Raw genomic sequence first — 11587 nt, 5'->3', positions numbered from 1 at the left:
GATTATTTCAGTCTTTGCTCTTTCTTTGTTTCTCGATTGCTTCCCGCATTTCTTTTATTTTTTTCATTTTGATTAACTTGATGATGACTGCTTCGCGGCGTTTTTCCATGCGTTCTTTGAAATGAGGATCTTTGAGGCGGCGAATTACATGGGCGCCTACTTTGGCGCGTTGATACAGGGTGTGCTCATCCCAACCCGTACCCGTGGGTGGCTGGGCCACGAGATCGATGAGGTAGCTAATTTTGTTGCTCATAGACATACGCAAGAGATCCCCCGCTTCCCTGCGGGATATACATTGCAGCACGCCTGAATGTGAGTGAGGAAATCTCGGGTTACATCGTTATCCACCCCAAGGTATTGGCGCAGGGCAAGATCGCGGGCTACGCCTCGGTCGGCTCTATTGAGGTCGTAGTTGTTATAAAGTTCGCGCAGCAGGGGGATGCAGGCTTCGTGTTGGAGGGCGTTGATGTAGTTGAGGTGCAGGGTGTCGAGTCGGTCATTGGCATCAAAGAGGTTTTTGCGGGCGTGGATGAGGTAGGTTTGATCTTTGTGTTTGAGGAGTAATCCCACGAGAAAGTTGCGGGATAAATCATCAAACCGGTTGGGCTCGGCGATGTGAGGTAATTTGAGCAATAATGTCGCGGCATTTTCCAAAGCCATTTGGGTGTATTGACCGGGGGCCAATTTTTCGAGGTGCTGTGCGATCACGGCTAGTTCTGCGCCGGAGGCGGTGGTTCTTAATGTTGCTGCTAGAATGGTTTCGGCCTTTTGTTCCCCGTGCTGCGCGAGCACATCGATGAGGCCCAGCCGCAGGGTGCGCGGGCACAAAGCGGGCTCGGGGTCTATGGGTCTTACCAAAACGCTGCTGGCACTGACGTTGTAGAGATGCTTACGCCAGGTGCCCATCTCCATATAATACTCGCGATCCACGTTGCGCTTGAGAAAGGCTTCGATGGGGACCAACGCTGCATCGCCCTGATCGCGGAGGGATTGGAAGTGATGAATGATGATGCGTTTGTTGGTTAAAGGGGGGGTATTTTTCTCGATGGCGATGAGGGCATCGATGATATCAATGGGATTGGTAATCACGCCGACGGGGCGAATGACGCGGACTTCCGTTTGAATTTCGGTGACCTCCACGCAGTTGGCGCGTGCATTGGCTTTGTTTAATTGTTGGCGTAATTCCACAACGGACGATTCTTCGCGTTTTGAGTTTTCGCGGTTCGCTGGATCGCCGGGGTTGTGGTAAGTGAACCCAACTGCAAACGAGATCGCTCCAACGACCAACATTAGCCCGGATAACTTCATTTTCCCCAAAGTAATCATGATGGAAACTTCACGGTTAACTCGTGGGATTTTCCCTCCCGAGAAAAGTGGGGACAGAATGGAATTGAATTTCCCGAAAACACATCAGCCAATCTTTTTACGATTGCTCTCTTCATCATATCCATACCAGATTCACCGCCCTGTTCGGGACAGAAAACTCGCTTTTTTACTGCGTCAAGGACGAGGTAATCCTCAATGCACTGTTATTGTTTGGACACTCTGAGTTGTGTTGAAATAAATATATCTAAAGGGCTGAATTGAGTCAAGCCCCCCCCCCTTAAAAAGTTACACACAAACTATTCACAAGTTATTCACAATTAATTGCCTGAATTCTTCTCGGCGTTTCTGCTGTTTTACGTTTATAAAACTACTTCCTTGGGGGAAGTTTTCGGTCGTGAATTTGGCCTCGTTTCAATCCAACCTGAAACTCATTGGCGGAACTGGTTTGGCAAATGAACACATCACGATGAAAGCGTGGCACGCGGAGGATCCTAGGGGTGCGTTTCCAAAAAAGCCTGACTCCGGGCCGCATTTCGTTTTCAATCCGCGGCGATGCGCGAGATTGGTGAATTTTCAAATGAACAGGACGCCCGACGGCTGGGCGATTACCTGTACGCTAAGGGCATCGGCAATGACGTGGATGAGGATGACGGTGAATGGACGCTGTGGATTCACGACGACGACCAACTCGCCGAGGCCGCAGCTGAGCTGAACGCCTTCCGCGCCAACCCCTCCGCCAGCGAGTTTGCCAAAGGCGCGCGTCAAGCGGCAACTTTACGCAAAAAGGAAGCCGAACAAAACGCGCGCGCCGCCAAGCGCCAAGTGGATGTGCGCACGCAGGTGTTCGGGCAAAGCACATCGGGCACTCCGTATTTTACGTTTCTCCTAATCGGCCTCTGCTTCATTGTCCAAATGTTGGCGGTGGCGGAAAAAGATCTTTCCCACCTGCACATTTCCGGCATTGATCTCACTTTAGAAACCAAAAGCAAAATGACCGGCGGCCAGCAATTGCAATACCGGTTGAAAGAAATATTCCTGCCCGAGATCACCGGCCAAAAAGTGCAACTCTCCAAAGAAGAAAAAGTCGTGGGCCAAGGCCAAGTATGGCGGCTGGTGACGCCCATTCTTTTGCACTTCGGCTGGATGCATTTTATTTTCAACCTGTACTGGCTATATTTTTTAGGTGGCGGCATGGAAGGCAAACTCGGGACAGGACGATTTCTGGGGTTCATTTTGTTAGCGGCCGTTCTTTCCAACCTCGGCCAATATCTGCTTTCCGGCCCCAATTTCGGCGGCATGTCCGGTGTCAATTACGCGCTCTTCGGATACCTTTGGATTCGCGGCAACCGCGATCCCGGCTTCGGCCTACAACTGGATCAAGGCACCATCATGATGCTGCTCATTTGGTTTGCCGTTTGCTTCACCGGCCTCGTCGGCCCCATCGCCAACACCGCCCACACGCTGGGGCTCGTGGTTGGAGTCGCCGCCGGCTGGCTCGCGGCTCAACGGGCGATGCGATGAAGGGAGAGGTCGAGTTCCACCTCGTCCGTTTTCTTTTTTTTACCACAGAGGCACAGAGAACACAGAGAGGTAGGGCGTGCTCTCCGAGCGCGCCGCGGCGGTTTCGAAGAAACCGCCAAACCGCCCTACCATTTAGCCTCCCAATCAGTGCGCGTCGGCACTGAATTGATATTTTTTCCCGCTCACCGTCACATTCGGCGGGCGCTTGGTTTTTTCAAACCAATCAAATCCTTGTTTAAGATTATTCCATTCACTCATCCACTTGGATTTCCCGTGGCGTTTCATATTGGCCTCGGTCATCCGAAATGGAAAAGAGTGCACACGAAAAAAGCGCTGACCGTTTTTCAGCGCGGCGTCGCACAACGAATAAATTTCTTCAATGCGCGCATCCGTCATCGCATAGCAGCCGATGCTCACGCAATTGCCGTGGACCATCAAGGCGCTGCCGGTACGTTGGCGGGCGCGATCGTAGGTGTTCGGATAACCAAGATTGAAAGAAAGATGAAAGCGACTGCGCGGATTCATTCGCGTGCGCGGCACAAAATAAAACCCCTCCGGCGCTTGCCCATCGCCCTCCTTCAGCTTGGGCCCGAGCTCGCCGGAAAATTTACAAATGGCCCACGTTTTGAACAGTTGAAATTGCTTTCCATTATCCACCCACAACTCGAGTTGTTTTTCCTCCTTGAAAATCCGAATAAAAACCGGTGCCCCCCAACGCAATCCCTTAGCCGCCAACGCTTTTTCCAGCGCAGGCTTCACCCGCTGGGCCGCCGCCGGAGCGCGATCCGGCTTGGGCAAGCGTTGCCACGCCAGCACTGCCAACGCGCCCATCAAAATCACACCCACAATCCATCGCCCCGCTTTCATTCTGTGAGGTTATCGCCGCCCCAAAATCCAATCGAGCCAAAGTTGTCCGCAAGGGAGGGATGAGTTCCTCCTCGTCCCGTTTTCTTTTTTACCACAGAGGCACAGAGAACACAGAGAGGTAGGGCGTGCTCTCCGAGCGCGCCGTGGCGGTTTCGGAGAAACCGCCCTACCAATTCAAAACCTCTGTGTTCTCTGTGCCTCTGTGGTGAATCCTATTTGGGGCAAGGTGGAACTTATCGCGCGCGCACAGTTTCATCCGGCAGTTTATTGCCATTACCGAAAATGTGGCACTCCAAAAACAATCCAACCTGTATGTCGGTCATCGCGCGCCGGATGCCGTGGCCGCCGTTTTCCACGGTGATGAGTGTCGATTCAACACCGACTTTTTTTAAAGCGGCGTGGAGGATGACCGATTGCGAAAAAGGCACGGTCCGGTCGTTCGTGCCGTGGATGATAAGATGCGGGGCGTCGCCTTTGGTGACGTGCGTGAGCGGCGAGGCTTGCAGACTTTTGGCTTTAGCCGATTGAAGGGGCGCGCCGATGAGCCGACTCTCTGGCGAAGTGGGCGCGTTTTGCTTCTCGCCCATTTGCAACAGTGCGGTCGGGCCAAACAAATCGATGACGCATTTCACGCGGCTGGATTGGTCGAGGTGCGGGCCGAGTTTGCCTTCGAGTTCCTTCACGTCGCCGCTGGTGCCGAGCATCGCCACGAGATGCCCTCCCGCCGAGGAGCCGATGACGGCAATGCGGTTGGGGTCGAGGTTGTATTTTTTTGCATTGGCGCGAATCCAGCGGATGGCCGCCTTGCAATCGTGAATCTGCGCCGGCCATTGCGCCTCGCCGGTGAGCCGATAGCCGATGGACACGCCGACGAACCGCCCCGGCCGAATGTAGCCGGCGATTTGGTTGGCACCGCCGCTTTTGTGGCCACCGCGCCAGCCGCCGCCGTGGATACACACCAGCACCGGCAGTGGCTTTTTGTCGGCGCGCTTTTCGGGCAGCATCAAGTCCAACATTTGCCGGGGATTTTTCGTGCCGGCATACGGGAGATCGCGCAGCACGTTCACGCCGGCCACCTCTCCCGGCGCTTTTGGCTGACGCTTAAAAAGTTTCAAATGTTCCGCCAGCGAAATGCTGCCGTCACCATTGGCATCCGCACGCTTGAAATTTCGCTGGGTACCCTGCGGCACCTCGGCCAACACGAGCTTGCCGTCCCCATTTTTATCCCAACGCTTGAACAATCCCTCCGGCGAACGTTGCTGCGCCATTGCCGCCGACGCGAGCGTCACCCACATCATTGCAATAAAAACTCGCCTCATTGAAATCCTGTACGCATTCATCATAATTATTTTAGCAGTGAAAGTTGGTCTGTAAAGCAGACGGGCGTTGGTAAGTGTGGTTACTTTATTTCTCAATTGGCTCGCCCTTGAGCCACCCAAGTACCGCGAGAAACTTATCCATTTTCTCAATCGTATCGGGGTAATGATTGCCGGGTTTGCCTTTGTTGAAAAACCCGTGCGGGGCGTCTTTGTACAAATGCAACTCGCTGCGGCTGCCGATGGCTTTCATTCGTTTGTCGAATTCCTCACCGGTGGCCACGGGGATGAGTTTGTCTTTGGTGCCGAGAAACACAATCGTGGGCGGCGCGCCTTTTCGGAGGTTGTGCATCGGCGAAATTTCTTTCCAACGCGGCTTTACGCGAGAGTAACCGTAACCATTTTCGCTGTTATCATAAACGGGATTAAACAGCACGAGCGCATCGGGCTTGCTGCTGATTTTCAAGTCCTCGCCTTTTCCCTCGAGCCCGGGGCAATTGCCGACGGCCGCTGCCACGTGACCGCCCGCCGAGCCGCCACCGGCCGCGATGCGATTGGGGTCGATGTGAAATTTGGCCGCATTTGCGCGCACCCATCGAATGGCGGATTTGCCATCGGCCACGCATTCGAACGGCGTTGTTTGGTTGCGACTTTTCACGCGGTACTCCGCCGTGATGGCCACTATCCCGCGCGCGGCAAGGTGGCGGCAGTGCGGTTCGAATTGCTTTGGGGTGCCGCCATTCCATCCGCCGCCAAAGAAGAATACAATTGCCGGAAACTGCCCGCCGGAAGGGCGGTTCTGCGGTTCAAATATGTGCATAAACAGTTTGGTATCGCCCACGTGTTTGTACTGAACGGCCTTCGCGCCATCGAATTTTACTAATTGAGCGGAGGCTGCCAGCGGCAACATCATTGAAAGTAGGAGTAGTGTGAGTTTCATGGTTTTATTTTTTGAAAAATGGGAAAAGTTCTTTCATTTCCGCCTCGTTCGGACGGCGACCGTATTCGCAAATTTCGAATGCCTCGGCGGTTTTAACGGCTTTGCCTCTTTCGGGGCCGTACCATTTCACCAGCGAATCACGAAATAAATTGGCGATGCGGCCGTTGCGTGCGGTCCAGCTGGCTTTGAGAATTTCTTTGCGCGCCACGGGGTCGTGGGCTTTGCGGATGATGAGCGTCTGCGCGGAGCCATTTGCACCGCCTTCGTAAACTTGCGATTCCAACGCATCAAGCGCGTGCATTTTTTTATCAAACACATCATCGATGGAAATCGCGATGTCAGCTTGGAATGGATAGGGGCGCTTGAATCGATCGGGGAAATACATGAAAACGGGATTACGCTTCACCGGTGGTGTGTCGGGCACGTAAAATGGCACACCCACCATGAAGGCGGCATCGCGAATGAGCAGCCCGGCGTTGCGGTGATCCGGATGATAATCGTGCGGGCGATGGGTGAAGACAAGGTCCGCCTGCCATTCGCGAATGAGCCGCGCGATGGTTTTTCGGTTCGTGAGTGTGGGCATGATTTCGCCGTCGTGGATGTCGAGTACGAGCGATTCCACCCCCATGCGCTTGGCGGCTTCCTTGGACTCGGCGGTGCGGCGCTTGGCGAGCGGGCCGCCGGCCATTTTCCAGTGACCGATGTCGCCATTAGTCACCGAGACGAGCTTCACCTTGTGGCCGAGCTGCGCCCATTTGATAGCGCAACCGCCGATCTGAAACTCGGCATCATCCGGATGCGCGCCAAAGGCAATGATGCGCAGTACGCGCTTGGGTTGGGCGGCAGCTTCCGCGAGCGGGGTTAGTAAAGAAAGAACCAACAGAATTGAAAAAATATATTTCATGGTTGGCAAAAGCATCCGGGATTCGCCACTGCGAGGCAAGACCGGTTTGCCACGTTTAAAAATGACAAGAGAGCCGCCCAACGTTACGCTCCGCGCGTGGCTGGAAAATTACGCATCGCAATATTGGGTGTTGATCATCCGCACGGCATGGGTTGGCGTGAGTCACTGACACACGTCGCGAATGAATTAGAAATCACTGCGATCATGCCGGCCTTCGACAATGGCACCGCGAGTCTTGAAGAGCGATTAACCCACTTGCCCCGATTTGAAACGGTAGAAGCTTTGTTGGCCGAAGGCGGTCATTTATTTGATGCGGCATTAGTTTGCCTGCAAAATAATGTGGGGCCGGACGCCGTCATCCAACTCGCCCAAGCCGGCAAACATATTGTGCTCGAAAAACCCGGCGCGGCCAACGCCAACGATGCGCGCCAAATGGCCGATGCGGTCCGCGCAAACAAGGTGGCTTTTCAGAGCGGCTACCTGTGGCGCTACGATGAATTGGCCAACCGCCTGCGCGCCATGGTGGCTCGAGGCAGTTTCGGCAAGCTCATTAGCGTGGAAATGACATGGACCACCAGCAACATTTTCCGGCGCGATCCCGGCCATTACCTGTTTGACTCCGCGCAATCGGGCGGCGGATTTTTTAACTGGCTCGGCTGCCATCATCTTGATTTGCTTCATTACATAACCGGCGAAACCATCACCGGCATCACCGCACGCGTGGGAAACTTCAGCGGCAGCGAGGCCGAGGTTGAAGATGGCGGCAGCGCGATTCTGGATTTAGCTGGCGGCGGGCTCGCCACGTTCACCGGCGGCTACTGGCATCCGCGCTGGCAAAACGACATCCAGTGGAACCTCCGCGGCACACAACGCTGGGTGCACTGGGATCCGAGCCGCAGCAACACAGGCGGCGCATTGGAAATCCACGGGCCACAGCCACAGTTTTTGGCGATGGAAGAATCCTTCGAGTTGCCCCCCGATACCACAACCGGTTACGGCGGCAAAGCAATGGTGAATTTGCTCGAAGATTGGCTACGCGCGATTCGCGAAGGGACCGACTGCCGCAACACACCCGAAAGCACGGTGGCCGTTTTAGAAACCATCGATACAATTTACGAGGCTTCCAACACCGCCCGACGTGTGGAGTGTGCAATCGCTTCGAAATAATTAAAATTCAGAGCGCGCTCACCGAGCGTGCCACGTCAGTTTTGAGAACCCGTCGTTCCCTTTGTGGTGAATTCAATTCACCGGCTTCTTGACCGCCGCGCGGATGGCGTCGTGATGGCGGGACATGTAATAGAAGCTCTGCTTGCTGCTGCGTTCACCGAGGCAGAATTGGAACTCAATGCGAGAGCCGCCTTTCGGCCACGACGGGCCTTCGAGCGCGAGCGCGTTGACGGTAGTGCCGAGGCTCTGGCCGGGCTTGAGGGTTACCGGCTTCGTGCTGCTCAACAGGCCAATGGAGCCGGGCACGGGGTAGGATTTGCCTTGGCACAAAATAACGAGGCTTTCTTTCCACAGGATGCGTTTGCCGGCTTGGCGGAGGGCGTTAATGGTCACCGGTTTGGCGGTCGGGTTGATGACGGTGATTTTGTATTGGCCATCGCCATCGGGGTTGGTCCATTTGATAGCTTTGATGGGCGGTACTTTTTCCACATTGAAATTCACCGCACCACTGGCCAACAACGCGGGCCGACCGGTCACGGAACAGAAATGTTTGGCGTCAACTTTTTGCGCCTTGGGCCAGGCCCGTTCTTTTTGCGCGACCCATGGGGAGGTGAGTTTTCCATTCATTTTTTTCCAACCCATCGGCAATTCGCAGGCCAGCTTGATGGCGGCGAGCTTCTTGGCGTCCAGCGCTTCCACCGCTTCGATGCGCAGGTTACCGCGCACGTTGGACAGAGCGACGATCACTTTGCCTTTCGGATAAGCCGGCTTTTGCATTTGGCGCGCGGAATGGTTCGCCGTCAATTGCGCGCCCGCTTTGAGGTCGCCACGCAACACGCCATCAATGTCAATGGTGAGCTTGTGATTATAAATGGGCGGCAACGAGCGGGCTGTCGGCCCTTCTTTGATGTCGCTTATGGTGCCGGTGGCAACGATTTGTTTCTCAGCCCAATTGACCGGCTGCGGCTTGACTGGCCCTCGACCGGGAAAGCGCCCCGGCAATGGACGAATGGCGGGGGTTGGGCGAACAGCTTTCTGCTCCAGCGTTGGGCTCGGAATGGGGCTCGTCACAGGTTGATTACGCAGGGGCTCAACAGTCCAACCTTGGAGCGGAGCCAGAATCAAATTTAGGCTAAAACAGAATAAAACAAAGGATTTTGCATTCATTTTCATGTGAGTCAGACGTATTATTTGCTGAATTGCTCTACGATTTATTTAGAAAACCGATCGTCGAAAATACACTAATATTTTCGGGTCCACCTCAATCATCATAAACATCCGTGTTTGAATCGCGTGTTTTACTTCCGTATCATCCTGCCCACAATGAAAGCCCTATTGCTCGAAGAATACAAAAAACTGACCGTCACCGAAATGCCGCTGCCGGAAGTTGGCGGGCGTGATGTGCTCGTGCAGATTCGCGCGTGCGGGATTTGCGGGAGCGACATCCACGGCTTCGATGGTTCGAGTGGTCGGCGCGTTCCGCCACTCATCATGGGCCACGAAGCTAGCGGCGTAGTGTCTGGCATCGGCGGCGAAGTCACGAACGTGAAGGAAGGCGATCGTGTGACATTCGACTCAATGGTGTCCTGCGGCGCGTGCGATTTCTGTGCGCGCGGTCAAATGAATTTGTGTGATGACCGCCGCGTGCTGGGCGTCTCGTGCGAGGATTACCGCCAACACGGATGCTTCGCCGAATACGCCGTAGTGCCCGAGCACATCATTTATCCGATGCCCGACAACCTCCCCTTCGAACACGCGGCGATGATTGAGCCGGTATCCGTCGCCGTGCACGCGGTGAAGCGAACACCCATCGCGGCGGGCGACACGGCGGTGGTCGTCGGCGCGGGCATGATTGGCCTGCTCGTCGTGCAAGCGCTCAAGGCGGCCGGTTGTGACAAAGTCATCGCCGTTGATTTGGCCGATGAAAAACTCGCACTCGCCCAAACCCTCGGCGCGGACATCGGCATCAACCCCAAGACTTCCGACGCTGTTGCCGCCATCCACGACGCTACCGACGGGCGCGGCGCGGACATCGCGATGGAAGTTGTCGGAGCCACACCCACCGTACAAACCGCCATCGAAGCCACCCGCAAAGGCGGCCACGTCACCCTCATCGGCAATCTCGCGCCGACGGTTGATTTCCCGCTGCAATCGGTCGTCACCCGCGAGTTGACCGTTTATGGATCATGCGCCTCCAACGGCGAATACCCCGAGTGCATCGATTTGCTTGCGAATGGCACCTTCCAAGTTGAACCGCTTATCACCGCCAAAGCCACACTCGAGGAAGGGCCGGATTGGTTTGACCGCCTATTCGCTGCGGAGGCGGGGTTGATGAAAGTGATTTTGCAACCCAGCGGGGAGGAATGACGGATACCCAAAAAACCTCATCGACAACCTCCAGATTCCCTCTACTCTAATCCTATGAAAGCCACTCTCCTTTCCATTCTCTTTGCCGGCACGCTCGTTGCCGCTCCGAAAGTTTCGCTTGTCCATCTGCCGATGCACGGGAAACAACCTCAAATTGTCACCGATGCAAAAGGCACTGCGCATATTGTTTTTCTATCGGGCAAGGAACGGGCCACGGATGTTTATTATGTGACGCGCAGCAGCGGGAAATTTTCCAGGCCAATGAAGGTGAATCAAATCGCCGGCAGCGCGGTGGCAGTGGGGACGATTCGCGGGCCGCATATTACGTTGGGGAAATACGGGCGCGTGCACGTGGCTTGGAATGGTTCGCAAGCGGGCGGAGGTTCGCCGCATCACGGGTCGCCGATGTTTTACACGCGGATGCGCATCGACGGAAGCGGGTTTGAAAATGAACGCAATTTGATGACATGGACCACCGCGCTCGATGGCGGCGGCTCGGTGGCCGCCGATGGCAAAGGCAACGTGTACGTCGTGTGGCACGCTGCGCCAAAGAACACCCCGAAGGGCGAGAATGTGCGCGGCGTTTTTGTTGCGACCTCAACCGATGGCGGCAAGACGTTTGCGAAAGAGAAAATCATCAGCACAAAAAAAGGCACGTGCGGTTGTTGCGGGTTGAAAAGTTTTGTGAATGCGGATGGCAAACTGCACACCCTGTATCGCGGCGCGCAGAAATTTGTGAATCGCGACATGACACTGTTAGTCGGCAGCGAAACCGGCAAGGTAAACGAAAAAATCGTGGGCCCGTGGCGCATCGGCCAATGCGTGATGAGCAGCGCCGCATTCGTACAAACGCCCACCGGCGTGCTCGGCGCGTGGGAAGCGGAAGGGAATGTTTTTGTCGGCAAACTGGATGGCAAATCCGATGCCGTGAAAATTGCCAAAGATGACCGTCAACGTCATCCCGCGCTTGCGGTGAATAAAGCGGGCGACGTGCTGCTGGCGTGGAGCGAAAATACCGGCTGGAATAAAGGGGGCAACCTTTCGTGGTCGGTTTTGGGAAGCAATGGCACAATCCAACCCGCTCACGGCAGCCAAAAAGGATTACCGGTCTGGAGTTTTACCGCGGCGTTCGCGTTGCCGAACGGTGATTTTGAGATTCTTTATTAGAGTGAAGGCACG

11 protein-coding genes are annotated in these 11587 nt (G+C 55.1%); 4 read left to right on the top strand and 7 right to left on the bottom strand.

Going from position 1 to position 11587, the window contains the following annotated elements:
- Positions 1 to 7: 7 nt before the first annotated feature.
- Entirely contained in the window at positions 8 to 253 is a 246-nt protein-coding gene (locus tag H8E27_06740; protein MBC8325307.1) for a hypothetical protein, read from the bottom strand.
- Positions 250 to 1308, bottom strand: coding sequence for a hypothetical protein (locus H8E27_06735; GenBank protein MBC8325306.1), 1059 nt, complete (start codon positions 1306 to 1308; stop codon positions 250 to 252). Before H8E27_06735 ends, H8E27_06740 begins: the two co-directional genes overlap by 4 nt.
- 570 nt (positions 1309 to 1878) lie before the next feature.
- Here H8E27_06735 and H8E27_06730 point away from each other — a divergent pair.
- Positions 1879 to 2847: a rhomboid family intramembrane serine protease gene (locus H8E27_06730; GenBank protein MBC8325305.1), complete on the top strand. Its 969-nt coding sequence runs from the start codon at positions 1879 to 1881 to the stop codon at positions 2845 to 2847.
- A 144-nt stretch (positions 2848 to 2991) separates the two neighbouring features.
- On the opposite strand, the gene H8E27_06725 is transcribed toward H8E27_06730, so the two are convergent.
- From H8E27_06725 to H8E27_06710, 4 genes are all read right to left on the bottom strand, one after another.
- Positions 2992 to 3714: a murein L,D-transpeptidase gene (locus H8E27_06725; protein ID MBC8325304.1), complete on the bottom strand. Its 723-nt coding sequence runs from the start codon at positions 3712 to 3714 to the stop codon at positions 2992 to 2994.
- A 233-nt stretch (positions 3715 to 3947) separates the two neighbouring features.
- On the bottom strand, positions 3948 to 5033 hold the full coding sequence (locus H8E27_06720; GenBank protein ID MBC8325303.1) for an alpha/beta hydrolase: 1086 nt from the start codon (positions 5031 to 5033) through the stop codon (positions 3948 to 3950).
- Positions 5034 to 5118: 85 nt separating this feature from the next.
- Positions 5119 to 5970 carry an alpha/beta hydrolase gene (locus H8E27_06715; GenBank protein MBC8325302.1) on the bottom strand — a complete coding sequence of 284 codons (852 nt, stop codon included), beginning with the start codon at positions 5968 to 5970 and terminating at the stop codon, positions 5119 to 5121.
- Between the two features lie 4 nt (positions 5971 to 5974).
- On the bottom strand, positions 5975 to 6889 hold the full coding sequence (locus H8E27_06710) for a PIG-L family deacetylase (GenBank protein MBC8325301.1): 915 nt from the start codon (positions 6887 to 6889) through the stop codon (positions 5975 to 5977).
- Positions 6890 to 6970: 81 nt separating this feature from the next.
- Here H8E27_06710 and H8E27_06705 point away from each other — a divergent pair, with 81 nt between their 5' ends.
- Positions 6971 to 8041: a Gfo/Idh/MocA family oxidoreductase gene (locus tag H8E27_06705; GenBank protein MBC8325300.1), complete on the top strand. Its 1071-nt coding sequence runs from the start codon at positions 6971 to 6973 to the stop codon at positions 8039 to 8041.
- 72 nt (positions 8042 to 8113) lie between these two features.
- Here the strand turns inward: H8E27_06705 and H8E27_06700 are convergent, their stop codons facing one another.
- A complete protein-coding gene (locus tag H8E27_06700) occupies positions 8114 to 9112 on the bottom strand; it encodes a hypothetical protein (protein MBC8325299.1) in 999 nt (332 codons plus the stop codon).
- A gap of 252 nt (positions 9113 to 9364) precedes the next feature.
- Here H8E27_06700 and H8E27_06695 point away from each other — a divergent pair, with 252 nt between their 5' ends.
- Entirely contained in the window at positions 9365 to 10408 is a 1044-nt protein-coding gene (locus H8E27_06695; GenBank protein ID MBC8325298.1) for a galactitol-1-phosphate 5-dehydrogenase, read from the top strand.
- 54 nt (positions 10409 to 10462) lie between these two features.
- Positions 10463 to 11575: a hypothetical protein gene (locus tag H8E27_06690; protein ID MBC8325297.1), complete on the top strand. Its 1113-nt coding sequence runs from the start codon at positions 10463 to 10465 to the stop codon at positions 11573 to 11575.
- Positions 11576 to 11587 lie beyond the last annotated feature (12 nt).

The sequence above is a fragment of the Limisphaerales bacterium genome, assembly GCA_014382585.1.
Lineage (GTDB): Bacteria > Verrucomicrobiota > Verrucomicrobiia > Limisphaerales > UBA1100 > JACNJL01.
This window is presented reverse-complemented; position numbering and strand designations above follow the sequence as displayed.

Bases quoted from the DNA above. Each gene is read 5' to 3' on its own strand.
- H8E27_06730 (MBC8325305.1), top strand. From the start codon at position 1,879: ATGCGCGAGATTGGTGAATTTTCAAATGAACAGGACGCCCGACGGCTG.
- H8E27_06725 (MBC8325304.1), bottom strand. From the start codon at position 3,714: ATGAAAGCGGGGCGATGGATTGTGGGTGTGATTTTGATGGGCGCGTTG.
- H8E27_06740 (MBC8325307.1), bottom strand. From the start codon at position 253: ATGAGCAACAAAATTAGCTACCTCATCGATCTCGTGGCCCAGCCACCC.
- H8E27_06695 (MBC8325298.1), top strand. From the start codon at position 9,365: ATGAAAGCCCTATTGCTCGAAGAATACAAAAAACTGACCGTCACCGAA.
- H8E27_06735 (MBC8325306.1), bottom strand. From the start codon at position 1,308: ATGAAGTTATCCGGGCTAATGTTGGTCGTTGGAGCGATCTCGTTTGCA.
- H8E27_06715 (MBC8325302.1), bottom strand. From the start codon at position 5,970: ATGAAACTCACACTACTCCTACTTTCAATGATGTTGCCGCTGGCAGCC.
- H8E27_06690 (MBC8325297.1), top strand. From the start codon at position 10,463: ATGAAAGCCACTCTCCTTTCCATTCTCTTTGCCGGCACGCTCGTTGCC.
- H8E27_06720 (MBC8325303.1), bottom strand. From the start codon at position 5,033: ATGAGGCGAGTTTTTATTGCAATGATGTGGGTGACGCTCGCGTCGGCG.
- H8E27_06710 (MBC8325301.1), bottom strand. From the start codon at position 6,889: ATGCTTTTGCCAACCATGAAATATATTTTTTCAATTCTGTTGGTTCTT.